General features: G+C 63.0%; 23 protein-coding genes, 3 pseudogenes and 1 other annotated feature. Of the genes and pseudogenes, 16 read left to right on the forward strand and 10 right to left on the reverse strand.

Going from position 1 to position 24,683, the window contains the following annotated elements:
- Positions 1–5: 5 nt before the first annotated feature.
- The 6 genes and pseudogenes from ACZ1JS_RS12770 to ACZ1JS_RS12795 form a co-directional block, all read left to right on the forward strand.
- Entirely contained in the window at positions 6–827 is an 822-nt protein-coding gene (locus tag ACZ1JS_RS12770) for a hypothetical protein (RefSeq protein WP_465166385.1), read from the forward strand.
- Between the two features lie 394 nt (positions 828–1,221).
- Positions 1,222–1,710, forward strand: a complete 489-nt coding sequence (locus ACZ1JS_RS12775; RefSeq protein ID WP_465168693.1) for an SH3 domain-containing protein — start codon at positions 1,222–1,224, stop codon at positions 1,708–1,710.
- Positions 1,707–1,892, forward strand: a complete 186-nt coding sequence (locus ACZ1JS_RS12780) for a DUF6961 family protein (protein WP_465166386.1) — start codon at positions 1,707–1,709, stop codon at positions 1,890–1,892. Before ACZ1JS_RS12775 ends, ACZ1JS_RS12780 begins: the two co-directional genes overlap by 4 nt.
- Positions 1,893–2,209: 317 nt before the next feature.
- On the forward strand, positions 2,210–2,686 hold the full coding sequence (locus ACZ1JS_RS12785) for a Calx-beta domain-containing protein (protein ID WP_465166387.1): 477 nt from the start codon (positions 2,210–2,212) through the stop codon (positions 2,684–2,686).
- A gap of 1 nt (position 2,687) precedes the next feature.
- Entirely contained in the window at positions 2,688–4,064 is a 1,377-nt protein-coding gene (locus ACZ1JS_RS12790) for a Calx-beta domain-containing protein (RefSeq protein WP_465166388.1), read from the forward strand.
- Positions 4,065–4,184: 120 nt separating this feature from the next.
- A pseudogene (locus ACZ1JS_RS12795) lies at positions 4,185–4,490 on the forward strand (integrase core domain-containing protein); the annotation flags it as partial.
- 10 nt (positions 4,491–4,500) lie between these two features.
- Here ACZ1JS_RS12795 and ACZ1JS_RS12800 read toward each other — a convergent pair.
- The 4 genes from ACZ1JS_RS12800 to ACZ1JS_RS12815 form a co-directional block, all read right to left on the reverse strand.
- Positions 4,501–5,196 carry a uracil-DNA glycosylase family protein gene (locus ACZ1JS_RS12800; protein WP_465166389.1) on the reverse strand — a complete coding sequence of 232 codons (696 nt, stop codon included), beginning with the start codon at positions 5,194–5,196 and terminating at the stop codon, positions 4,501–4,503.
- A 60-nt stretch (positions 5,197–5,256) separates the two neighbouring features.
- A complete protein-coding gene (locus tag ACZ1JS_RS12805; RefSeq protein WP_465166390.1) occupies positions 5,257–6,639 on the reverse strand; it encodes a hypothetical protein in 1,383 nt (460 codons plus the stop codon).
- Positions 6,640–7,183: 544 nt separating this feature from the next.
- Positions 7,184–8,415 (reverse strand): IS3 family transposase gene (locus tag ACZ1JS_RS12810; protein ID WP_279333194.1). Its coding sequence is split into 2 segments (ribosomal slippage): positions 7,184–8,124 and positions 8,124–8,415, totalling 1,233 coding nucleotides; the frame shifts between segments, so codons are not numbered across the junction.
- Positions 8,015–8,131: a sequence feature (AL1L pseudoknot), on the reverse strand. Its footprint overlaps the gene before it by 117 nt.
- A 401-nt stretch (positions 8,416–8,816) precedes the next feature.
- A complete protein-coding gene (locus tag ACZ1JS_RS12815) occupies positions 8,817–9,887 on the reverse strand; it encodes a DUF4917 family protein (RefSeq protein WP_465166391.1) in 1,071 nt (356 codons plus the stop codon).
- Between the two features lie 202 nt (positions 9,888–10,089).
- Here ACZ1JS_RS12815 and ACZ1JS_RS12820 point away from each other — a divergent pair, with 202 nt between their 5' ends.
- From ACZ1JS_RS12820 to ACZ1JS_RS12850, 7 genes are all read left to right on the forward strand, one after another.
- Positions 10,090–10,920, forward strand: a complete 831-nt coding sequence (locus ACZ1JS_RS12820) for a DNA-binding response regulator (RefSeq protein ID WP_465166392.1) — start codon at positions 10,090–10,092, stop codon at positions 10,918–10,920.
- A complete protein-coding gene (locus tag ACZ1JS_RS12825; protein ID WP_465166393.1) occupies positions 10,913–11,503 on the forward strand; it encodes a hypothetical protein in 591 nt (196 codons plus the stop codon). The genes ACZ1JS_RS12820 and ACZ1JS_RS12825 overlap by 8 nt, the downstream gene beginning before the upstream one ends.
- A gap of 4 nt (positions 11,504–11,507) precedes the next feature.
- Entirely contained in the window at positions 11,508–14,942 is a 3,435-nt protein-coding gene (locus ACZ1JS_RS12830) for an ATP-dependent helicase (protein ID WP_465166394.1), read from the forward strand.
- 87 nt (positions 14,943–15,029) lie between these two features.
- Positions 15,030–15,773 carry a multiubiquitin domain-containing protein gene (locus tag ACZ1JS_RS12835; protein WP_465166395.1) on the forward strand — a complete coding sequence of 248 codons (744 nt, stop codon included), beginning with the start codon at positions 15,030–15,032 and terminating at the stop codon, positions 15,771–15,773.
- Entirely contained in the window at positions 15,773–16,156 is a 384-nt protein-coding gene (locus ACZ1JS_RS12840; protein WP_184104519.1) for an E2/UBC family protein, read from the forward strand. Before ACZ1JS_RS12835 ends, ACZ1JS_RS12840 begins: the two co-directional genes overlap by 1 nt.
- Positions 16,153–17,499, forward strand: coding sequence for a ThiF family adenylyltransferase (locus tag ACZ1JS_RS12845; protein WP_465166396.1), 1,347 nt, complete (start codon positions 16,153–16,155; stop codon positions 17,497–17,499). Before ACZ1JS_RS12840 ends, ACZ1JS_RS12845 begins: the two co-directional genes overlap by 4 nt.
- Positions 17,496–18,047, forward strand: coding sequence for a ubiquitination-like system serine protease family protein (locus ACZ1JS_RS12850; RefSeq protein ID WP_465166397.1), 552 nt, complete (start codon positions 17,496–17,498; stop codon positions 18,045–18,047). Before ACZ1JS_RS12845 ends, ACZ1JS_RS12850 begins: the two co-directional genes overlap by 4 nt.
- Before the next feature lie 393 nt (positions 18,048–18,440).
- On the opposite strand, the gene ACZ1JS_RS12855 is transcribed toward ACZ1JS_RS12850, so the two are convergent.
- Complete coding sequence (locus tag ACZ1JS_RS12855; RefSeq protein WP_039097455.1) at positions 18,441–18,839, reverse strand: VOC family protein; 399 nt, start codon at positions 18,837–18,839, stop codon at positions 18,441–18,443.
- Positions 18,840–19,027: 188 nt separating this feature from the next.
- Between ACZ1JS_RS12855 and ACZ1JS_RS12860 the strand changes: the two are divergent.
- A pseudogene (locus ACZ1JS_RS12860) lies at positions 19,028–19,561 on the forward strand (tyrosine-type recombinase/integrase); the annotation flags it as partial.
- 94 nt (positions 19,562–19,655) lie between these two features.
- Positions 19,656–20,009 (forward strand): contact-dependent growth inhibition system immunity protein, encoded by a 354-nt coding sequence (locus ACZ1JS_RS12865; RefSeq protein ID WP_465166398.1) that lies wholly within the window; start codon positions 19,656–19,658, stop codon positions 20,007–20,009.
- Here ACZ1JS_RS12865 and tnpC read toward each other — a convergent pair.
- The 3 genes from tnpC to tnpA are packed head-to-tail and all read right to left on the reverse strand — an operon-like array spanning position 20,006 to position 22,510.
- Positions 20,006–21,655, reverse strand: a complete 1,650-nt coding sequence (gene tnpC, locus ACZ1JS_RS12870; protein ID WP_465166399.1) for an IS66 family transposase — start codon at positions 21,653–21,655, stop codon at positions 20,006–20,008. The two genes, ACZ1JS_RS12865 and tnpC, sit on opposite strands and share 4 nt — an antisense overlap.
- Positions 21,656–21,710: 55 nt before the next feature.
- Positions 21,711–22,064, reverse strand: coding sequence for an IS66 family insertion sequence element accessory protein TnpB (gene tnpB / locus ACZ1JS_RS12875; RefSeq protein ID WP_465166400.1), 354 nt, complete (start codon positions 22,062–22,064; stop codon positions 21,711–21,713).
- Positions 22,061–22,510 carry an IS66-like element accessory protein TnpA gene (gene tnpA / locus ACZ1JS_RS12880; RefSeq protein WP_465166401.1) on the reverse strand — a complete coding sequence of 150 codons (450 nt, stop codon included), beginning with the start codon at positions 22,508–22,510 and terminating at the stop codon, positions 22,061–22,063. The genes tnpB and tnpA overlap by 4 nt, the downstream gene beginning before the upstream one ends.
- A gap of 102 nt (positions 22,511–22,612) precedes the next feature.
- Here tnpA and ACZ1JS_RS12885 point away from each other — a divergent pair.
- Positions 22,613–22,723, forward strand: a pseudogene (locus ACZ1JS_RS12885) (integrase); the annotation flags it as partial.
- Positions 22,724–22,879: 156 nt separating this feature from the next.
- Here the strand turns inward: ACZ1JS_RS12885 and ACZ1JS_RS12890 are convergent.
- Together ACZ1JS_RS12890 and ACZ1JS_RS12895 are read right to left on the reverse strand one after the other, a co-directional pair.
- Complete coding sequence (locus tag ACZ1JS_RS12890; protein ID WP_007406258.1) at positions 22,880–23,362, reverse strand: c-type cytochrome; 483 nt, start codon at positions 23,360–23,362, stop codon at positions 22,880–22,882.
- Between the two features lie 12 nt (positions 23,363–23,374).
- The gene (locus ACZ1JS_RS12895; protein WP_465166402.1) at positions 23,375–24,610 is read right to left on the reverse strand and encodes a molybdopterin-dependent oxidoreductase; all 1,236 of its coding nucleotides are present in this window, start codon (positions 24,608–24,610) and stop codon (positions 23,375–23,377) included.
- Positions 24,611–24,683 lie beyond the last annotated feature (73 nt).

Genomic DNA, 24,683 nt, shown 5'->3' on the forward strand with positions numbered 1-24,683 from the left:
TCGACATGCACATCGATCCCGAACTCCCGTGGGGCTGCTGGATGCGCATCGAGACGAGAGGCAACTGCCCCGTCTTCGTAGACGATGCGTCCGGCACCACTTGGCCCACCATCCGGTCGGCCTTCTGGACCGGACGGCTCGGCATGCCTGAATGCAACGGCGAGCCGCCTGCAGAGCTGCTGGAACGGCTCCATGCCGTTCTCGCCGCGGTCGTCCGCCGCACGCCCTCGGCCCGCGAGCAGGTCGCCGATCTCTTCGAAGGCAGCGCGGCGTACCGCAAGACCTTCCATCTCTGGCTGGCGTCGGTCGGGCTCGTGACGTTGGACGCCCATGGCCATGGTGCCAACGCTCTCACCGCCGAAGGCCTCTCGGTCTTGCTCATGCTTTCCGCGACGAGGCCGTATGACGTCCGTGAGGAACGGCCGTCCGCTGCAACGATCGATCATCTTTCGCATCTCGGGCTCGGGCCACACGACCGAGACCGGCGGTTTGACGAACTCGAAATGGCGGCCCGACAGTGGCATGCCGCCTTCCTACGTCGCGAAGAAGGCAGCAGTCCGTCCATCATCCTGTCCATGCGGGCCAGAGGACCGATGCCCTCTCTGCAAACGGTATGGTCGCTCCCGTTCGACACGAAAGAGCAGCGAGACGACTTCTACGAATGGCTGTGCCTGCGCCTCGACCGGTGGCGGGACTGGGCCGACCTGGCAACCTCGTACGGGTCGCAGAAGCTTACCCACAAGCTGTTGGCGGTCTTGGCGGCATCGCTCGGGGATCAGGGGGGCAGACAGGAGGAGCAACTGCACCTTCTCGGCAATCCTGCGTAGAAGACGGGGCGCCGACGATTTCGTCGGCGCCCTTCTACTGCTCTGACAAGCGGCGGCGGCGCGATGGCCAGCGCTCGTACTCTTCGCAGGCTCCGGCGTCCGCACTTGGATAAGTTGATGCACGCTGCTGCGAAACGCCCGCGCCATACGCCCTCTGCCTGTGCTACGGTGTCACATCAGTGACTCGCACCCGTTGGCCGGACGCAACCAGAAACCAACACACGATGCACGCGCATCAAGCGCATTGCATTGCGGCAAGACCGGCCGCAATCCGTTCGAGAACAACGCTTCCCGTTCAATCCGAGATGAACGCGATCCGGCTTGCGCTATTGCCGAGCAGGCATCAGTCTGACGGACTTAAGGGGGACATCGGATGCTTCGACTGCTGTTGGGGATGCTGGCGCTCGGGTTGGGCGCGCCGGCCGCGGCTACGACGACTTCGGCGAACGTGAATTGTCGAAAAGCGCCGGATGCGACGTCGCATGTCATCAGGCGGATACCGCGCGGAACGCCCGTTCAGGTGGTAGGGAGAGCGAACGGCTGGTCGCTCCTGTCGAGCGATGACTGCTGGGTCCTGAGCCGCTATCTCGACGACGAAATGGCCTCAACTCCCGATCGCTTCGTCGATCAATCGACCGAACGCGTTACCCGTCCTGAAGCTGTCCGGACACCACGCTATCGACCCCGCCCCATCGTAAAGCCACGCGCATCGATCCAAGGTCGCCAGTCCGCCTGGAAGAAGCCGCGCCGCAGTTCGCGCCGTTCGAGCGGTTACAACTTCGGCGGTTCCGCGTGCCCCTGTTCCGGAAGCAGCATCTGCATAGGACCGCGTGGCGGACGCTATTGCATCACGAGCGGCGGAAACAAGCGTTACGGGGTATGACGGCAGAGGAGGAACGTTGGGCCGAAGTGTTGCTCGCGGTTCGCTTGCACGGCGATCGCGCGCCCGACTGGATCGCCGAGCGTATCGCCGCACTGGCCAGTGCCGGAGACGAAACCGGCGTCGCTCGCTTCAAGGGAATGGCAAAGCGACTGGACGCGTTGCACGACGGCACACGCCAATGAGACGGTGGCGAAAATGGTTGTTCTATGCCGAAGCAGCCTTGCTTGCGCTGCTGACCGGAGCGGCGCTGCTTTCAGGATTCCGGAACGTAATCAGCTAAGCTCGCACAGCCAACTGATGCCTTGATTCCGGCTCTTGGTCATCGAATTGTCCCAGATTGCAATCTGGAACAATTGCCGACAAACCTACTCGCTCCGAACATTCGCCTTCATCATTACTTACTGAGCAAGTTCGCCAGTTTTTGGATTTGGGCAATGTTTTGCTCACTGGCTTTCACACGACATGTCGTTGATTAATTATCCGTAGCAGGGGAGCACCGATGCCAACCGTTCAATTTGTTGACCAGAATATCGACGTATCAGAGGGAAGCGGGTCCATCTCAGTCCGCCTAAGCCTTTCGGAACCTTCGGACCAGACGATCACGGTTCAGATAACTCCACGTTCCTATCGTAGTGGCGACATGGACGTTTCCGTCGCAACGGTGACGTTCGAGCCAGGCCAAACCACGGCAAGCTTCTCGCGCGCAATCTACGAGGACTCCATCTACGAGGGAGATGAAATCTACGGGTTCGAGATCACATCGGCAACGAACGCCTTTATCAACATGGAGGGCGGCCAGACGATCCTCGGTTACATTCGTGACAATGACGGGCCGACGCTACCAACCGTGCAGTTCACCCAACAGAATATAGATGTGTCCGAGGGAGCCGGATCGATCTCGGTGAGCTTGAGCCTTTCCGAACCCTCAGATCAAACCATAACGGTTCAGATTACCCCGCTCGTATCGCGCCGGTGACATGGACGTTTCGGTTGCGATGGTGACGTTCGAGCCGGGGCAAACCACGGCAAGCTTCTCGCGCGCGATCTACGAGGATTCCATCTACGAAGGCAGTGAAATCTACGGCTTCGAGATAACGTCGGCGACCAACGCACAGGTAAACGCAGGCGGCCGGCATACAGTCTTGGGCTACATCCAGGACAATGATCGGCCGGTTCTCCCTACCGTCAAATTTGCCGCACAAGATATTGACGTCTCAGAGGGGGCTGGGTCCGTCTCAGTCAGCCTGACGCTTTCCGAAGCGTCGGATCAGGTGATCACGGTTCAGGTTACCCCACGTTCCTATCGGGCCGGTGACATGGACGTTTCAGTCGCAACCGTAACATTTCAGCCGGGTCAAACCACGGCAAGCTTCTCGCGCACGATCTATGAGGATTCCGTGTACGAGGGAGATGAGATCTACGGCTTCGAGATCACGTCGGCAAAGAACGCTCAAATAAACATGGACGTGAGCCAGACGATCCTCGGCTATATCAGGGATAACGACAAGCCGGTTTTCACCCAGATAAAATCTCTCACAACCGGCGCCGACACTTTTGTCGCAACATCGAACGACAACTGGAACGTAGACGGCTTGGCTGGGAACGACAGCATCACCACACTGAACGGCGCTGACGTCGTTCGAGGCAATGCCGGTAACGATACGATCAGCACTGGTGCCGGTGACGATGTCATCACCTTCTCCGGAAGCAAGGACGGCGTAGACGCGGTCGACGGCGGCGAAGGTACCGATCGTGTTCACGCTTTGGCAGACAACACCATAGTTGGCCTCCGCTCGATCAACAACGTCGAGGTCATTTCCGCGAACGGCTTCACGGGAGTGAGCATTGCGGGAAGCACTGGAGCCGATACCCTCAATTTCGCCGCGACGATGCTCGTGGGAATCGTCAAGGTCGATGGGGGTACCGGAAGCGACAACATCACCGGATCCGCTGCCGAAGACACGATACTCGGCGGCGATGGGAATGATACCCTGAACGGCGGAGCGGGAAACGATTGGCTCGATGGCGGCAAGCAGAATGACGTGCTGACCGGCGGCGCCGGAATGGACTCGTTCTTCTTCGACAACGCGAAGACGTCGGGATTCGATCGGATAACCGACTTCGGCACGGGGGACCGGCTACTCCTCAGCCGTGCACTGCGTGACGGTAACGGCGACGGGATCATTACCTTCGGTACTGATGGCATCATCCGACTCGACGGCAGCAGCAGCGGCGACCGCCTGAAGCTCGACGGCGTCGATCCTACCGTCGGCCTTCGGTTCGCCGGCATGGAGAACGGCTATTACGTCTACGCATTGAACGACGGTGGCGTCAGCACGCCGTTGCACGGCTAGGTCTGAAGCAGCGCGCCCAGGTGGGCTTGGGCGCGCCTCGTTCTCAAGCCTGTTCCTTCCGGTGCAACAGCTATGCAGATCCCACCGGCAGTGGTTCGCAGCAAGGTGCGAGATGTCGGCGTCGAGTGGCACTACATCGCGCCTGGCAAGCCGACGCAGAATGGCTTTGTCGAGAGCTTCAACGGTCGCATGCGCGACGAGCTGCTCAACGAGACGCTGTTCTTCACCATCGGTCAGGCCCGCTCGATCCTGGCGCGCTGGGTCGACGACTACAACACCGAGCGGCCGCACTCGTCGCTCGGCTACGCTACTCCGGCAGCCTTCGCTGCCGGGCTCGAACAGCAACGGGCGGGGTTAACCCCGCCCGTTGCTTCACCCGCGCTCATGCGCGACAACCACGGTCGGTCTCTGGTTGCCGCTGGATGAAAGACCGGGGTCACGTCAATCGAACTCTACGGGTAAGCACGCGCAACAGCATCGGACTGGGGTCTGCGGCTGGGTTTCGCCAGTCTGCGCGACCAGGATGCGTCACCGTGACTACTGCCATTCCGCCATCCGACACATGGGCTTCGCTCGTCCATCCGCGCGCATTCGCCTCGCGAAAGCTATCGATCGGACGATCCGCTCCGACCTTCTCACGAACCCAACGACCTGCAGTACCGCCAAGGCACAGGATTGTCTTGACGCCGAGATTTGAGATTACAGCAGCGTGGACGGGCCAGCACTGCGTCATCTGCGACGACTTCTCTGCCGCTAGATCCGCTTCGCCCTTCGAACGGACGAAGCAGACGTTACTCGCCGGAACCTGACGAGGGTCGAGGCCCAGCATGGCGAACATGTGGAGCATTCGAGGCTGCATGCCATGAGTACCAGGCACCTTGCCCTGCCAACTCTCGTCGGCGTAAGCCGACCACTTCCCGGGCAGTGCTTTCCAGTCTGCAAGGTCGCGTGCGATCGTTTCGTTTGCCTGCGTAGCAGGATCCCCTCCGGGGTTCAGTCCCAGTATGTACAGTTCGGAGTGTGCCGCGAAGGCGGCACGTCCGGTGTAGAAAACCGATCCCGAGCGCGCGCGCATCGATTCCGGAAGGTTGTGAAGAGCCTGGTCGATTGCGGCGGCGATCTGAGTGTTCATTGGTCTAATGTTTCCCAATAATTGTAGGCAGGACGTAGGAAAGCCATCTGGCGTATCCGGTCAGGTTTTTGTGGGTCGCGCAGCCGACCACTCGCTCATCAATGCTTGGCGGTGGCTTCGGCGGCGCACATCGTGCGACGCTCGGAACTTTTCGACCGCGTCACTGATGCGCCGCATCTCCCTCAACAGGAGCCGGTCGAGGCGATCTTCGCCACGCCCCGCTGCATCGGCGTAGAGCAGGTTGCTTTCGATAGCCGCTGCTACCGTGTGGATCGGGGCTCCAACTGGATATTCGTCTATCTCGTCGAATCCGGCGCACCAGAATTGCGCTTCGTCGATATCGGTCCAGATCCATGGACGGACAATGCATGACTTCGCAACGCGCTCGAACCCACTACTTCCCGGGAAGTGGAAGCGCACGCTGTTCGGCATCCAGTTCTCTGGCAGCGGGGCGACCTCGGACGCATCATGGACTTCCGTCAGCCATCGGGTCGTAGCGGCGGCGAACGGCCGCACGTCTGCCCAAGTCTCGATGGTTGCAACCTCGTGATCCATATCGTCTGTCAAGCACACGTGGGAGGCATGGCACTCAGCCAAGGCAAAGGACGGCAATCCAGTATCTGCATGCACCGTTATCGCTGCAACGGTCCTGATACCCGCGGTTACCGTGATACTACTTGCCTTTGCGAGGACGTCTTTCGCAACAGTACTGAACGACAGTATTTCGGCGGCAGCGTCTGTAGACACCGCCATTTGGGCTCGTGCCACCGGGATGTAGTTCAACCCGAGGACGTGTGGGACGAGTCCCAGCACATGTGCATGAAAAGGCTGATCCTCAATGTGGCCGACTGCATCTTCGGGCCATTCGCCGACTCTGATCTCACCATCTTCGACATATAGGCCCGAGCCTGCCACGTAGTCAGCGACTGGCCTGAGATCGACCTCGTTGCTGAGCCGTGTGGTCATTGCTTCGGCCAAAGTCAGCAGTTCCTCCAGCCAGCTAGCGGCCGAGCCATCGTTGGAATCCTTCCGGCCGTACAGAGCATCCTCAAGCGTCTGTACAAGCAATGTCTCAGGACGTTGCGAGGTCTCCGTTGCGAAGCCTTCGATAATTGATAGCCAAGCTTCCGGCGTACGGTAAAGCTGCTTGGGAGGCACACCGTTCGAGGCGGTGAAGCGCTGTACGACGCGAATGTAGCTTTCGCCGAACACACGGGTCATCTTGCCGGAGCGGTTCCCATACCGCTTCTTAAGGTCCTTTGTCAGACGCTCAACGCTTACGGATAACCGTGCGAAGACTTCAATTTGGTTCTTTCCGCCCGCGATAAATCGGGTACGAAGTCGCCGCGCCTGCAATTGTGCGAGCGAAATCTGCCCGCGTTCGGAGGAACCCATGCCCGGCATCGGGATTACGTTGTCATCATTTATCATCAGCGTGTCCAAAACTTGCGGCGATCTCGCCGTGCGTAGGAACCCTTCCGGGCACCGTACGAGTGTGCGCAGGTGACAAGTGCGCCATCGTCGGCTGTTACAAGGACCGATCCAGTTATCCGGGCAAGAGCATCGGCCGGAACGCCATCTGCAAGAGCTTCCCAAAAAGCTTCTCGGGATAAGCTTAGCGCCGACAATCCACGGCCCACTGCTACTTCCGTATCAGCTAGGCGGCTAACTAGAGCGACATCCCGTGGTCGCATTCCCCGTTGCTGCATGCGCCGTTTTGCATGTTGGGTCGTGATGAAAAGCATGGCTGGCTTCCTCCTGTCGAGGTTGGTTCTACAGGGTCACTCGCCAACCGGTTATCACAATATGCAGATCAAACTGCAGAGCTACATGTGGTGTAAGATGCAGTGATTGTAGCAAGGGGTCGCCATACCCGCGAGGCACATGATCAGCCGGGCAGTAGTCTTGGCTGATAAGCGTCGAGTAGCCGTCCTCGGTAAAGCTAGTTTGAACCGCCCCGGGTTTGCCGGAGGCCATGGGTTGTGAGTTACGCTGCCATATCGATGATGTCCGCAGAAGCATAATATTGCTCTTCGGCTTCGGCAGGCGGGATGTTGCCGATGGGTTCGAGCAGGCGACGATGGTTGAACCAGTCGACCCATTCGAGAGTGGCATATTCGACGGCTTCGAAGCTGCGCCAAGGTCCTCGCCTGTGGATGACCTCCGCCTTGTAGAGGCCGTTGATTGTCTCGGCCAAAGCGTTGTCGTAGCTGTCGCCGACGCTGCCAACTGATGGCTCTATCCCGGCTTCGGCGAGGCGCTCGGTGTATTTGATGGAGACGTATTGCGACCCACGGTCGCTATGATGGACGAGACCGCTTCGATGGGCCGGCCGGCGGTCATGAAGCGCTTGTTCCAAAGCATCGAGGACGAAGCTGGCATGCGCTGTCCTGCTCGCTCGCCAGCCGACGATGCGTCTCGCGTAAGTGTCGATGACGAAGGCGACATAGACGAACCCCGCCCAGGTAGCGACGTAGGTGAAATCCGACACCCACAGCATGTTCGGCGCCGGCGCGTAGAACCTGCGGTTGACGTGATCCAGCGGGCACGACGCTGCTTTGTCGCTCATCGTCGTGCGAACCGGCTTGCCCCGGATCACGCCCTGTAGACCCATATCGCGCATCAGCCGCTCGATGGTGCAGCGGGCGACCGGGAAGCCCTCGCGCATCATCTGCCGCCAGACCTTGCGGACGCCGTAGACCGCGAAGTTCTCGGCGAACACGCGAGCCACCTCGGGCTTGAGAACCTGATCCCGCTGCGCCCGCGCCGACAGGCGCATTGGATCCTGCCGCTGCGCGACACGCTCGAAATACGTCGATGGGGCGATCGGCAAGACGCGGCAGATCGGCTCGACCCCATAGGCTTTACGGTGATCGTCGATGAAGGCGATCATCGCCGGAACGGGCGGTCGAGCTCCGCCTGGGCAAAATATGCGGATGCCTTGCGGAGGATCTCGTTGGCCTGTCGCAGCTCGCGGACTTCGCGTTCCAGCGCCTTCATCTTGTCGGCAACTTCGGTCGGGACGCCAGCGCGCTTGCCGCTGTTCACCTCCGCCTTCTTTATCCACTCATGCAGCGTCTGCGGAACGCAGCCGATCTTCTCGGCAATGGAAACTACCGCTGCCCATCGCGATGGGTGATCGCGCTCGTGATCCAGCACCATCCGTACCGCTCGCTCGCGGACCTCAGGTGAGAACTTATTCGTCGTCTTGCTCGTCATAGCCCCTTCCTCTCAGGAGTTGGGGCCTCCGACAAACCCGGGGCGGTTCAAGTTTGTCACGGCAGACAGCGTTACGTCGACCCCTTCAAAGTTTCGGGTATTCAACGCATTGCAAATACCTCGAACCGCCGTTCGCTTGAACAAGTAGCGTACCGCTTGTGCCGAAACGTGCAGGCGCCCGGAACGGCTAGAATTGGGACATTCCTGCCATTCCCCGCGGTTCGTGGCACGGCAGGCCTTGTCAGGAGCGGACATTGGGCTTCTACCCGAACGGGACCCCAAAGCGACCGAGGGTTGGGCCGGCTGCGCAAGTCGGTTCGGCTGACTTCCACAGCCTTGAGTATACAACCCAGCGTTTGTGAACCCACTACTCCGCACACGGTAACTTAGGTGATCTGCATCTAAGCCCAAACCTTGGCGCTCTCACTGTCAAAGAACGTGTATTTCGCTTCCGAACCCACCGTCCGCTGATGCTTGGCAAGGAGTCCGTCCATTGCCTTCAGCTTCGCGTCATCAGGCTTGTAGATCCCAAAGTAGAGGTGCTCGACCGAAGAACTGAAAATGGCACGATAGATATGCGCGTCATTCTCATCGGCACTATGTCCATACACGAACATGGTAGCCGGGTTGTCGATGAGCATGTCGTAGCAGTAACGCAGATACGGCACGGAGTTGATCTTACGCATCTTCTGCATGCTTGAACCTTCCGCTACATAGACCGGGAAGCGTCGTCCGGTGGCGATGGCGCCAGTGATCGTCGCTATAACTCCTGATCCGCCATGGACCGCCTTGTGGATTTCGCCGATGGAGTCCTCGAACAAGTGCAGCCCGCCGTGCAGATTGTAGATGTGACAGTGCGCGTCCTCCCGGAACGGTCCGTGGAACGCGCCATTAGTTTTCCCCAAGCCGAAGCCGTCCTTCAAAAAAGACTTCTCCAAGTTTACCCAATAGAGAAGCAGATCGTAGTTGAGCGAGAAGACCGTCTGGAAGTTCGACAGGAAGGCGGAGCTGCTGGCGTATTTGAGGCCAAGATCCTCGCGATGCGCGGGATGCGTCGAGTTCACGGCCTGAACGAGCGCCTCCCGCACCTTCTGCGCATCCGCCTCGATCTCATCGGCGTGGGCAGCGTGTCCGTATGCGCGCTCCACCAGGACGGCGCCTTCGAGGGCTCGAACGACCGCTTCAAAGTCGACCGTGCGCAGTGCGTCGAACAGGGTACGGATCGGCGAACCGGCGACGAGCCCCGACTTGTCCAGCAGGTTGCTGTAGCTGAAGTACTCGGCAGAAAAGCCGTTGCCGATGAGCAGCGCCCGATCTTCGCCGTCCGTGCGGTTCAGGGCCTCCTCGAAATCAATCACGTCAGGCATCGCCATTCCTACTCCATCGACTATCTCAGTCCGGCCGACGCCAAAGGCAATGCCATCACGGCGGCGCAAAGCGCCAACGTGATTTCCGCCGGCCCACTTCGCCACGGCGCAAGCTTTCGGATTCCGGCTTACGGGCTCGACCAACCGAAGGTCGGGCAGGTCTCTTCATTCTGCAGGCGACGTGGGCGCTTGGTCAACTGAGCGCATCATCCTAAAACCGCAAAGCAGTAAAGCACGAACAATTTGCGATCGGACTATACTTTCCATCGACGGACAAACATGAGCGCTTTAGCATTACCGCAACGGCATGCCGCTCGAGGAATCCGCATTGGGAATCACTGTACCGCCATTGACGAAGCAGAAGCCGGATGGGACGACTTACACGCGCCGGGACGATGTCGAAGATGCGCTCGAGCGGCTCGTGGGGCTGCCGCGATCCGATGTCATCGCCGCCCTGAAAATCCGCGATGCACGGTCCGCGCGCTATGTGCAATCGGAGTGCATTGTCCATCTGATGCGCGCCACCCGAACCGACAACAACCAAGATTACTTCGGCGAGCTCTATCGCGAACTGATGCGAAGGATCACGGCCGTGCTGCCGCAGGTCGAAGGGGAGCGCGCGGACACCGCCGAGAACGTGCACGCCGCCGACGCCCGGGATCGCGTCCGCGACCTCTTCAACGAGAAGTTGAGCGTTGATCGTGCGGAGGCGGGTGCCGGTCTCGACTACTTCGAGGTCATGTTCGCCGATGCCATAGCCGCGCTCCGGAAGACAGCCATGAGGCGCGCCACGCGCTCGGCGGCCCGGAGCGAACGCATCGAGGCGGACGACGACAGCAGCGAGCCGTCGCTCGCCGTGGAGCGGGCCGTGGGAAGTCTAGACCTGAAGCAGGAACTGCTTTCCGACGATCCGATTTACCGGTCCCGCGTGATCGCGGCGATACAGACCTTACCAGACAAGCAACGCAGAGTGATTGAGATGATCCTTCAGGAAATGCCGATCGACTCTTCAGACGAGAGTTTGATGACCATCCGCAAGGTGATCGGGGTTTCCTCCGAGAAGACCGTCCGTAACCGGCGTGACGCCGCATACGCCTCGATACGCAAAGCGCTCGGGATCGGAACAGGCGATGAGTGAACGCAACCATTTGGACGACGAAGACGTCCTGCTGGCGTTCGCGGTGGAGCCGGAGCACGACCGCGCGACCCTCGAACGTTACTTGAAATCCCATCCGCATCTGGCCGACGATCTGATCGACCTGTCGCTCGACATGCGGCTCCGGCGGGCGGGCGAAGGCGCCAGCACACCCGTCGACGAGGTCTGGGTCGAGGAATCCTGGGCGGCGTTCCAGGAAACAATGCCCACCAATGCCGGTGCAGCCGTCGTCGATCCTTTCGAGACTGCATCGAGCGGGGATCTCGTCGCGCTCCGTCGGACGCTGGGCGTGCCCAGTGGCGTCATCCAAGGGTTCAGCACGAGGCTGGTGGACATCGCGACGGTGCCGGCGTGGATCGTCGATGCCGTCGCGAGAGGCGTCAGGACCAGTGTCGGCGATCTGCGGGCGTTCATGGCCGCCGAGCCCCGACTGGCGACAGGTCTGAGCTACAAGTCGGATGAAGCCCCCGCTGCAGCCGCCGCCAAGATCACCTTCGAGGCGCTGCTCGTCCAGTGCCGGGTGAAGGACGACAAGCGTCGCGAGCTCCTGGAAGACCGGGACTGAATCGGTGGACGCGGTCGAACTCGCACGTCAGCAGGCCGCCGCGCTCCATGCCCGAGCCGTGTCCGAGGGTGCCGACCCATGGTCGCCGATGGCAATCGTCAATGCGGTCGCCTCGATGCGCGGCCTCGACAACGAGGCCGTCGAGCCGGGCAGCGAGATCCTGGCTGGCGGGCGGGCGCAGTTCGATCCGAAGGGCCGGGCGATCCGCTACGAGGACGCAGGCTCGGACTTCGACAAGGCGTTCCTCATAGGACACGAACTTGGTCACGCAACCCAAGGCGATGACCGCATCGAGCACGTCGCAAAGGACGTGGATCCGACGCGGTCGTCCGAGGCCGCGCCCGTCGGCGAGGATCGTGTCGTCGACTACAGCCGCCGGCAGCGACGCGAGATCCAAATGGACCTCTTCGGACGCGAGCTCATCCTCCCGCGCGTGCGCGCCAAATCCCTCCACCTCGACGGGATGACCGCGACGGAGATCGCCGATAGACTAGGCGCGCCGTTCGAGGTCGTCGCCATGCAGTTGCTCGACGCCTTGCTGCTGCCCGAGATCCAGCCTCCCGCTCCGGACTCGGCCAAGAAGCCGCCGAAGCCCCTGAATCCGGAGCAGGCCGATGCCGCGGGGCATCGCGGCGCGCCCTATCTCCTCGAAGCCGGCCCCGGCACCGGCAAGACCCAGACGCTGGTCGGCCGGGTCGCCGGGCTGGTCGAGGAAGGCGTAGATCCAACGGGTATCCTGGTGCTCACCTTCTCGAACAAGGCCGCGGGCGAGCTTTCCGAGCGGATCGCCGCCATCCATCCTGAGGCGGCGTCGGCGATGTGGATAGGCACCTTTCACGCCTTCGGCCTCGACATCGTCCGCCGCTACCACAAGCAGCTGGGCTTCGCCGCCGAACCCCGCATGATGGATCGCAGCGAGGCGATCGCGATCATGGAGAGGGAATACCTCGCACTCTCACTGACGCACCATCGCGAGATCATGAATCCGGCCAAGCCCCTGAGGGAGATGCTCGGCGCGATCTCGCGGGCCAAGGACGAGGTCGCCGAGCACGAGCGCTTTACCGAACTCGCCCAGGCGATGCTCGACCGCGCCGTGGATCCCGACGCGCGCACGGCGGCGCAGCGGTGCATCGAGGTCGGCCTAGTGTATAGCCGGTACGAGGAGCTGAAGCAGGCGGCCGGCGCGGTCGACTTCGGCGACCTGGTGTCGCTCCCCGTCAAGCTGCTCGACACCGATCCCGAGGCCGTGGCGGTGCTTCGCGGCAAGTACACCCATGTCCTCGTCGACGAATACCAGGACGTGAACCGCAGCAGCGTCAGGCTCCTTCAGCGACTGACCGACGGGGGCAGGAACCTCTGGACCGTCGGTGACGCCCGGCAGGCGATCTACAGGTTCCGCGGCGCGTCGTCCTACAACATGTCGCTGTTCGCGACCGACGACTTCCCGGGCGCCACCGGCGGCAGGCTCCGGCTTAACTACCGGTCGACGCCGGAAATCGTCGATGCCTTCTCGGCCTTCGGGCAGGGCATGCGCGCCGGATCGAACGATGCGTCTCTCGGCGCCGACCGTCCCGCAAGCGGACACAGCCCAGAGCACGTGACGTTCGGCGACAACGACGACGAGGCGGACGCGCTGGCGGACGAAATCGAGCGCCGGTCGGCGAACACCGCGTTCCGGGACCATGCCGTACTCTGCTCGGGCAACGACCGGCTGACCCGCATCGGACGCGAGCTCGAACGGCGCGGCATCCCGGTGCTCTACCTCGGCAACCTGTTCGAGCGGCCCGAGATAAAAGACCTGCTCTCCCTGCTTTCGCTGCTGGTCGACCGCCGCGCGATGGGGCTGGTCCGCAAGCCGACGCTCCCCGGGCTGGCGACCGGGATGACCCTCTCCGGCGCCACGGCTGTCGTCCAGCACCTTGGCAAGACCGATGCGGAACCGCTCGCCTGGACCCAGAGGACGTGGGCGCCACCCGAGCTATCGCCCACGGATGCCACATCGTTTCGGGCTATGATCGCCATGCTCGATGGCTTCGGGATCTCGTCGCGTCCGTGGCCTGTTCTGGCGCGCATTCTCCTCGACCGCACACGCACTGCCGCCTCGATCGCCACCGCGGACGATGTCGCCAGCCGAGCGATGGGGGTGGCGATCTGGCAGTTCATGGGCTTCCTCCGCGCGGAACGCGCAGGTCCCGGCCTGCCGGTCCAGCGCATGCTTGATGGCATCCGCCTTCTCGTGCAGCTCGCCGACGAGCGCGACCTTAGGCAGTTGCCCCAGGCGGCACAGGGCATCGACGCCGTCCGCCTGATGACCATCCACGGCAGCAAGGGACTCGAGTTCCCCGTGGTGCACGTCATGGGGCTCAACAAGAACAGCCTGCCCACATCGTCCGCCACCCGCCGACCTACCTGTCCCGTTCCAGACGGCATGATCACCGGCGGCGAAGGGAACGAGAGCAGCACCATGACGCTCGCCGCGATCGACCACGACCTGGAGCAGGAATGCCTGTTCTACGTCGCCGCCTCACGGGCGAGGGACAGCTTGCTCCTCTATTCGGCGACACGCACCGCGTCGTCCGGGACGGGGTCGCCCCGCAGACGCGACCCGTCGCCCTTCATCGCACGTCTCGGCGTGAGCGCCACGCGTGCCGCGACGCCCCGCACCGAACGAACCGCCGATCCCGAAGACAAGCCGCTGCCCGTCCGCATCGGCCCGCCGATCCGGATCACTACCTCCCAGCTCCACCTCTATTCACGCTGTCGGCGGCGCTACCTCTACACCCATGTTCTGGGCGTGGGCGGAAAGCGGACATCCACGACCATCACCAGCATGCACGACATCGTGCGCTCCGTGATCGAAGACATGGCCGGACGGCAGCCCACCGCCGAATCCGCATCCGAAGCCGTCATCCTGCTGGATCGGCTTTGGTCGGAAGGGCCGCTCTCTGGCGACGAATACGCCATCCACCGCGAGATCGCTGGCTTGCTCGTCCAGCGTTTCGTCGACCTGCGCGCCGGAGGCACCTTGGCGGCCCCCGTAACACTGGAGACGCGCATCGGGGACGACACCCTCATCGCGATCCCCGACGATCTCATAACCAACTCCTCCGGTCAGTGCATCGCCAGGATGGTGAGAACCGGGCATCGGTCCTCGAAGACCGGGGAGGATGTGGCGGACGCCGCCTTCCAGATCGCAGCCGCCGCATCCCTTCCGGGCTGCACCGCCGAGATCATCCATCTCGGTGACGACGATCCCACCACCCGGGTCACGTTCGATCACAAGGGATTGAGCAAGCAGACGGAAAAGCTCTCGAAGGCCTTCACCGCCATCGGCGAAGGCCGGTTCGAGGCCGACCGCTCCGACCGCACATGCCCCTTCTGCCCGGCCTTCTTCACCTGCGGCCCGATCGTGGACGGCAGCCTGCAAAAAAATGCCTGACCGGAATTACCGGTCAGGCCGCGCTGCCGGGATTGACCCTGTGAGACCGACGCAATCACGCCTCGGTCCACGGGAACACAATACACAATGTCCATCACCGAGAGCCACGACATCGACGATGTCGAACTCGCCGTGCAGCAGGATCGCCCGCTGCGCCCCGGCCGCTACCGCGTCTCCTTCGCCCTCGACGGGGTCGACTACAGTCCCATCATCCTCGACGATCCCGTCCCTCTCGGCCGCCAGATCCTGAAGGCTGCAGGGATCAAGGATATCGATGGGCACTCGCTGTTCGTCATCACCCAAGAAAGCGACTTCGAGGACGTCCGCGCTGATGAGGAGGTCGATCTGCGCGATCGCCTCGCTCACCGGTTCATCGCGTTCAGCACGGACCCACTCTACCGCGTCAAGCTCGATGACAGCCGCATCGTCTGGGGCCAGCCAAGCATCCCCGAGACCGTCCTGCGCTCGCTCGCCCGAATCGGCGACGACAAGGCGGTCTTCCTCGAAGTCCGTGGCGGCACCGACAAGCTGATCGAGGTGGGCACCCAGGTCGATCTCACCGCGGAGGGCGTGGAAAGGTTCATCACGGCCAAGGCCAAGACCTCGTACTTCTTCTTCGTCAACGGCCAGCGCTACGAAACCGAGAAGAAGAAGCTCACCGGCGCGCAGATCAAGGCGATGGTGCCCGGCTGGGACGAGACCCACGACCTCGCGCTGGAAGGGCACGGTGACGAACCCGACCGCACGATCGGTGACGACGAGAGCATAAGCCTCTATCCGAAGCACGGCGTGCGCCGCTTCTCGTCAGTGCCCGAGGCGAACTTCGGCTGATGTCCGGGCCCGTCACCATGCAGCTGGAGCAGCTGCGGGAGCGGTTCGGCGGTGCGGACGTCCGGCGGGTGACGAGCGACGTGATGCTCGTCACCGTGCCGAACGTCCGACTGCCGGAGGGGTGGTCGAAACCCTCGACCGCCATCCGCTTCATCATTCCGTCGGGGTATCCCTACGCGCTTCTCGACTGCTTCTGGACCGATGCCGACCTCACCCTGCAGGGCGGCGGCCAGCCCCAGAACACCGGGCTGAACCCGATCCCCGGCGTCACCGAGCCGTTGCTCTGGTTCTCCTGGCACCTGACCGCGCCCTGGAACCCTAACCGCGACACCCTCACCACGTGGATGAACGTGGTGATCAACCGCATGAAGGAAGTACGATGAGCGGCATTCGATTCCCGTCGCCGATCTACGGCCAGCTCGCCGCAACGCTTCTAGACGCCCACGGCGTCGAAAGCTGCGCCATCGCCTATGCCCACTACGTCCCCGGTGCAGACGCGTGGATCGTCGCCGACGCCTCGCCTGTGCCGGACGGCGCCTATGATCGCCGCGACCTCATCTCCGCGGTGCTGAAGGCCGAGTTTCTCCTCGAAGTCGCCAATCGCAGCCGGGTCACCGGTATGGCGGTGATACTCATCCACACCCACCCCGACTGCTCAACGCATCCCACATTCTCAGCGACCGACGACGACGGCGAGGCCCAGCTCGCCCCCTACCTAGTACGACGGGGCGCCCCCGTTCCCCACGTCGCGCTCGTCATCGGCGCAAATGGCTGCCGCGCCCGCCGCCTCGGATCGAATGACGATATCAAGGTGTGGGAGGTCGGCCAACGCCTCGCCCTCCATTCTCCCGGGACGGACGGCGCAGAACTTCAGCGCGAGGACCGACAGGTGCGCGCGTTCGGCGAACCCGGCCAGCGACGTCTGAAAAGCCTTCGCTATGGCGTCATCGGTGCCGGGGGCACGGGTTCGCTGGCCTGCCAGCAGCTCGCCCACCTCGGCGCGATGGACGTCACCGTCATCGACCCGGACGACGTTGAGATCACCAACCTCAACCGATTGGTGGGTTCAAGCCCCGGCGATGTCGGCACGCCCAAGGTCAATGTCGCGGCCAGGATGATCTGGGCCGTCAACCCCGAGGCCCGCGTCAGTGCGCTCCAAGCAGACATCGTCGACGCGCATGTCGCCGACCTCCTTCCCACCTTCGACTTCGTGCTTCTCTGCACGGATTCGCACGCCAGCAGGGCCGTCGTGAACCAGGCCGCGCACCAGTATCTGGTGCCGGTGATCGACATGGGGGTCAGCATCACGGCCGCCGACAGTGTCATCACGCACGTCACCGGACGCGTTCAGATGATCGCGCCGGGCCTGCCCTGCCTCACCTGCACCGGCGCGCTAGACGGCAAGGCCATCCTTCGCGAGCTCCAGACGCCAGAGCAGCGCGCCGCCGATCCGTACGTGCAGGGTGTCCGCGAACCCCAGCCCGCCGTCATCTCGATCAACTCGACCGTCACCTCGCTGGCGCTCACCATGCTGCTGGGAGCCGTCACGCCCGTGCCGACACGTCCGCGCCACCTCACGTATGATGGGCTGCGCGGGCGGGTGAGCGAAATGGCTGCGGCTAGCCACCCTGAATGCATCGTCTGTTCGGATTACGGAGCAAGCGCGAAGGGGGCCGCGTGGCCACTGCCCGTTCGTAAGGCGTCTGCGAAAGGAGACGAGACATGAGAGCGCCCGCAAGATGGCTAAACCTCGTCGGCGAGGCTGAATACCGTGACGAGGCGGAAGCCCAACTGGCCAAGCCTGGCGATGCCGTATTGGTGGTCCGAGGACGCACACGCTCGGTGGTCATGGCCTGCCCCGACGGCTGCGGCGAGACCCTCGTGGTCAACATCGATCCCCGCGCTGGCAAAGCATGGCGCATCGACACCCGTGGCGAGGGCCTAACCTTGTATCCGTCCGTCTGGCGTGACGGCGGGTGCGAAAGTCACTTCATCGTGTGGCGCGGTTTCCTGATCTGGTGCGACCGCTTAACCGTCGGGAACAGCGAACCGCGATATGATCCCTCGATCGAAGAATCAGTTCTATCGGCAATGGACGTATCTACGCCTCTCACCGCTGCAGCCATAGCAGACGCGATCGATGAAATCGTGTGGGACGTTAATCGCGCCGCGAATCGTTTGGTTCATCGTGGTCTCGCCCGTAGCTGGAATGAAGACGCGACGTGGTTCTTCGTCCGTGTCGGTGATCGGACAAACGGAGGTACTTGCGAATGATCGAACGCGAAGTTTCGATTATTCTGCGCCGGTCTGCTTTCGTCGGGACGGCATAGTGGCCGAGCGCGCGGCGGAATAGACGACCGCTTTTCGCCGCGCGCTGCCCGCAAGCTAATAGGCCGTGCTCTTGATTTATGGCTCGCCTGCAAGTTGCACAACCGAGCGACAGCTTCTGGGATGAACACTCGATAAGCCTAACAGCCGAGAATTGAGCGACCGGTCGGTTTGCGCAACCTGAACGGCAGGTTCCGACAAAAGCTGACGCTTACGTAATGAGCTTGAGGTCTTAAGTTGGTCGAGAGCCGCTATCGCGGAAAACGGTGGGAAGCGGACACTCGCGCGATCGCAAAATTCGGGTCCGCTAGGGTAAAAAGCGAACCCGTGTTGGACAGATCATGCAGGAAAATGAATCCCGCATAATTTGTTGCCGTCTGGGTCGCGAAAATAGGCAAGTTCGACTGTTCCCAGCGATGCCGTATTGCGCGGGCCGGGCGGGGCTTCGATCGAGGTCCCGCCGTTGGCGACCGCGGTATCATGAAGCTGCTTCACTTGTTCAGGCGAGTTGCACGAAAAGGCGACGGTGCTGCCGTTGGCGACGCTTGCCGGTTCGTCGTTAATTGGCTGGCTGACGATGAAGTTGGTTCCGTTGCCATTATTATAGATCAGCCGCGTATGGCCGCTGTCGGCGATGTTCCGCGCCCCTTCGCCTGCCCCCAAAGTGGCGAGCACCGTGTCGTAGAAGCGCTTTGACCGTTCAATGTCGTTCGATCCGACCATGGTGTGAAAAAGCATCCGGCCTCTCCTTGGGGCTGATCGACTTCCGATCGCCACTAGCCTTCTAACCTAACCGGCCCATAGGACGCGGTCACCCCCGGGTCGTCGAATGTCCACAATTGGTCGGCATAGGCCCCCGAGCAATACCAGACCGTCATACCCGCAAGCGTTCTTCCGATGGCCGATCTGGCCATTGGAGAACGATCATGGAGATGCCTGAAACCGAGTGCACCGTCACAAAGCGGCAAGTCTGGAATGCCGGAAGAACCGTCGGTGCGAAGCGTGCCCTCAAACCGAAGCAGATTTGGGAGATTCGGTTCTATCTCAATCAGCGTCGACGCCTGCGAGATCGGGCGCTGTTCGATCTGGCGATCGACAGCAAACTCCGAGGCTGCGACTTGGTGCAGATGAGAATTGGCGACCTTGTCAGCGGTGGGCAAGTCCGAACGCGAGCGATTGTCATGCAGCAGAAAACAGGCCGACCTGTTCAGTTCGAGCTGCTTCCCGATGCTCGCGCCAGCCTGCTGGCCTGGCTCGAACGGCGGGGCGGCACGGTGGATGACTACGTCTTCCCCAGCAGGATCAATCGTGACGGCCATCTCAGCACTCGCCAGTACGCCCGGCTTGTTGACGAATGGGTCACAGCGGTCGGTCTGATGCGAAGTGAATATGGCACGCACTCGCTCCGCCGAACAAAGGCATCGATCATCTACAGGGCAAGCAATCTGCGAGCTGTCCGTAAGCGTCCGGTCACCACCGTGAGGCAGAGAAGCGGTTCGTCACGGTCAGGTCGTTCCGATTGCCGACGTGGCTTTCTGATGGCATCTCTGCTCAATGGGCAGAAGAAAGCAGGAGCGGAGAAAGGCAGCCGAACAGCGCTGGCCGCTGCTTTCAAATCTGATGGCTTGCTACTTCAATCAGGATTTCGACATTCTGTACGGGTCGCTCGATGGAGCCATTGCGGCTGCCGCACGAGACGGGTCGCTTTATCATCGTCGCGCGGTTCTGAAGGAATGGCGCGACTGGAACCTGTCCGAAGGCACAGCCGACGACATCAGGCCGATCTTGGACGACAGCTTCTCGATCGACATTTGGTTCAAACGGCCAATCGACGCCCGTAATCTTATGAACCAGATCTACGATCGGTTGATCGAGGGTGTCAGGGCCGAGACGCGTCACGAGTCCTAGACTGTCTTGTTGAAGCACCATGGCGCGAGTTCGCCGATGCGGTTGGCGGGGTGCCCGTCGGCGATACGGGTGAGCACGTCGCGCAGCCAGGCTTGGGGGTCGACGAAGTTGAGCCGGGCGCTCTGGATGAGCGTGTAGATCGCCGCTGCCCGCTTGCCGCCCTTGTCCGAGCCAGCGAACAGATAGTTCTTGCGGCCGAGTGCCACGGGGCGGAGGCAGTTCTCGGCGCGGTTGTTGTCCGCCTCGAGCCGCGCGTCGTCGCAGAAGCGGGTCAGCGCCTCGCGCCGCTTTACCGCATAGCGGATGGCGTCTGCCAGTGCGCCCTTGCCCGAGATGCGGCGCATGGTGTCCTCGGCCCAGTTGAAGAAGCCGTCCACGCCGACCCTGACGACCTGCCGGCGCTCGAGCCGGTCCTCCAGCGGCAGCCCGCGTCCCAGCTCCTCCGCCTCGTACATCAGGTCGATCATGCTGACGCCGGTGCGGGCCGTGGTCGAACCGGTTCCCTTCCACACGTCGTAGATCTTGCGGCGGACGTGCGCCCAGCACGCCACCTCGATGATGGGGCCGGGCTGCCGGCGTCCATCGTACAGCTGCTCGTAACCCGCATAGCCATCGGCCTGCAGAAACCCGCTGAAGCCGGCGAGGTGCGCGCGCGGTCGCTCGCCCTTGCGGTCGGGCGTGTAGAAGTAGGCCGCTGCCGGTGGGCCGATGCCCTGCCAGCCCCGGTCATCGCGGGCGTAGACCCAGAGCCTGCCCGTCTTGGTCTTGCCGCTACCCGGCGCCAGCACCGGAACGGGCGTGTCGTCGGTGTGGATTTTGTCGGCCGCGAACACGTGTTGGCGGATGTGCTCGACCAGCGGCTGGAGCAGCCAGCTGACCTGGCCCACCCAGTCCGCCATGGTCGAGCGGTCGAGGTCGACGCCCTCGCGGGCGTAGATCTCCGCCTGCCGGTACAAAGGCAGATGGTCGGCGTATTTGGACACCAGCACGTGGGCGAGCAGGCCGGGTCCGGCCTTGCCGCGGGGAATGGGCAGCGCCGGAGCCGGTGCCTGGGTGATGGCGTCGCAACGCTGGCAGGCGAGCTTGGGGCGGACGTGGCGCACGACCTGAAAGCGGCCGGGCACATACTCCAGCACTTCGGTCACGTCCTCGCCCAGCGCCGACATGGTGCCACCACACGCACCGCAGCCGTCCGCGTGCGGGGCGGCGTGGACGACCTCGTGGCGCGGCAGGTGGTCGGGCAGCGGCAGGCGCTTGGGCTTGCGCTTTTCGCGAGCAGGCGGCGCGACGCTCGCGTCAGCGGACGCGCTGGTTGCCTCGGCCTCGACCGTCTCCAGTTCCTCCAGCCGCAGCTCCAACTGCTCGATCTCGCGGGTGAGCCGCTCAGACGACTGACCGAACTGCATGCGCCTGAGCCGCGCCAGCTGGACCTTGAGCTTCTCGATCTCCAGCGCCGTCAGCTGGATGGTCGCCCTGGCCGCGCGAAGCTCGGCTGCGGTGCTGGCCAGCTCCGCCGCGGTGGTGGCGAGCTCCCCAGCAGTGGTCTCGCGAGCCTGTTCGAACGTCGCCAACCGATCCTGCAACGCCTGTGCGAAGGAGCGCAGTTCGTCCGGGTCGGAGGGGAGATCGACCATCGCCAGCGACATGGCCCATCCTACCACCGGCCCGACTCAGGCCAAGCGAAAAGGACGGAAGCGCCGTTCAGACGAGGGTCGGCGCGGTCACTGGCGCCGGTGCCACGGTGCGCCGCCAGTCGATGCCCTCGATGAGCAGCGCCAGTTGCGCGGGGCTGAGCACGATGCCGCCGTCGACCAGCGGAGGCCACACGAACCGGCCCTTCTCCAGCCGTTTGGCGAACAGGCACATGCCCGAACCGTCCCAGTACAGCGCCTTGAGATAGTCGCCGCGCTTGCCCCGGAACAGGAACAGGTGACCCGAGTACGGGTCGGCGCCCAGCACCTGGCTGGCAAGCGCCGTCAGCCCGTCAAAGCCCTTCTGCATGCTGACCGGCCGGCAGGCGAGATACACCTTGGTGCCCGGTGCCAGCGCTATCATGACGCATGCACCAGCGCCCGCAGCACGCGGGCGAGCGCCTTCTCGTTGACGTAGCTGTCGACGGACAGCCGAACACCGTTGGCCAAGTCGATGTCGATGGCGCCCGGCCGATTACCGGGATGTGGGCGAACCAGGTCTTTTGCCGGTGCCACAGGTGATGACGGCTTGGCGGGCGCCCGTGCGGGTGTGGCCGGTGTCAGCGTCGTGCCCGGCTCGGCGGGCGCGTCCGTCACCACGCCGTACGGAATGAACTGCAACGGCTCGCTGGCGATGCGCTGCGCCTCACGCCGCGTCTTGCGCCAGCCATGAATGAGACTGGCCGATATGCCCAGCCGGCGCGATACGCCGACAACCGTGGCGCCCGGCTCGTCACACTGCGCCAGCACCGCCGCGCGCTCCTCGTCCGAGTACCGCCGGCGACGCTCGACCCGGGTGATAACCTCCATGCGCCCCATCCGCACTCTCCTTACGGAGTGCGAAAGGTCACTCCTGAGAGCTGACCGCCTCGCGCAGCTGCGCCGCGCCGGCAACACGCGTCAGATCAGACACTTACAGCTGTCCAGATCCTGCTCGGCCATAGCAAGATCGAGAACACGGTCCGCTATCTCGGCATCGATGTGGAAGACGCACTTGCCCTCGCCGAGACCACCGAGATTTGACCTGTCGGCTCCTCGCTCGGGCGAGGGGCCGCCCTTACGGCGCATGGGACAAAACAGCCAAATACGGGGCCTCGCCGAACGGCGGGTTCAACTGTGAGCTGCCGTCCGCCGCTGTCCCGAAAACGATGGTATTTCGGGATTATGGAAGTAGATCGGTTAGCCGGTTCCACCTGAGACATCAGGAGCCACTTTGGGGTCCGGGTCCTGCGCCTTGCCGGTCGCGGGTGCCACCTTCTGGCTCGGCATAGCGGTGAGATAAGCAACGATCGCATCGACGTCCTTCTCGGCCACTGGCGCCTTATACACCTCACGCATCTTGGTGACGGTCGCCTTCCACTGATCCGCCGATAGCGCAGGCTGGGTCAGCGCCATGCTGGCTGAGTGGCACGAGGTGCAATTGGCATTGATGACGTCGGCGTGCGGACCGTCGGGGTAGGTCGCGTCGTCGGCCGGCAGGTCGACGCTGGTCGAGGCAAGCGAGAAGCCGCGCGCTGACACGCTGGCGGCCGGTGCCGGCTCAGACATCTCGGAGATCGGAACGGGCGCCTTGCGGCTGCTCGGCGCGCCGATCGAGACGAGGATGATGCCGGTCAGGCCGATCAGGCCAGCAGCCATCATGCCGGGAGACGGAGTCTTCATGATTTGCTCGCCTCAGGCCGCGATGATGGTGGTGGTTTCAATGTTGCCGCGCATGAACCCGCCGGGATTCCAGATCGGCTTCATCGGCTGAGCGACACCGTTGGTGTTCCAGCAGCGCACCATGATGGGGTTAGGCCCGCGTCTCAGCGGCACCCGCCCGTCCCAGCGCCGGAAGCTGTACCTGCCCTCGTCCGCTCCGAGCGTCGTCCTGTACCAGGTGCGGCCACCGTCCGACGACACATCGACCTTGGCGACGCCGCAATCGCCGCCCATTGCGATGCCGCCGACCGGGATCGACGCTTCATAGGCGATCGCCTGACCATCGGGCAGGCTGGTCATCCAGCTACGCGGGATCATGCGATTGATCGGTACGGTCGGGAAGTCCTTGGCACCGGGCGCGACATTCGCGCCGGGTGTCGCGGGGATCTTGTAGGCCTTGGCCATCCAATACTGGTCGTCAGGGCCGGGCAGTACCTCGATCGCGTTCAGCATCTTGACCCAATAGGTCGAGTACCAGCCCGGCACGATCAGCCGGCAGGGAAAGCCGTTGAGGAGCGGCAGTTGCTCGCCGTTCATGCCGAAGGCGATCATGACCTCGCCGTCGCGGGCATGGTCGATGTCGAGTGCCTTCTCGAAGTCAGGAGCGCCCGCCACGACCGGCTGATCGAGAGCGCCGAAGCGCACCTGCACCGCGCCTGCCTTGACCCCGGCGAGGTCGAGCACGTCGCGCAGGCGAACGCCGAGCCACTTGGCGTTGCCCATCGCGCCATTGCCCCATTGCGCGCCGGCGACGCGCGGCTGGAACAGCCCGCGGCTGTTGCCCGAGCACTGGTTCACCGCCGCCATCTCGACCCGTGGAAGGCGCAGCAGCTGAGCGAGGCTGATCGACAGCGGCCGATTGACGTGGCCGAAGACGTTGAGGCGGAAAGTCTCGACATCGATCGAGGTCGGGATATCGGCCCAGTGCCAGCGGACGAAGAACTGGTCGTTGGGCGTGAACACCGACTTGTCGAAGACCTCCATCGGCGTCTCCAGCAAGGGTGGATGGACGCGCTGGAGGATCATGCTGCCCTTGCCGGGAAAGGCGCTGGTCATCGGCCGCTCGGCATTGCCGCCGGGCAGCTTCAGGTCGACGAGCTGCTGCGCCAGCGCAGGCGCGGCGGCAAGGCCGGCGGTACCGAGCGCGGCATGCCTGAGAAAGCGGCGACGGCTGGTCTCACTCGCCAGCCCGGCGTCGAAATTGTCCATGACAAGGCTCTCCTGTGGCCAGTCACGCTGGCGGATCGAAGGGGCGTTCTGCAAGTGATCGGACCGACTGATC

Source organism: Sphingomonas sp. BL-S-05 (assembly GCF_055521695.1).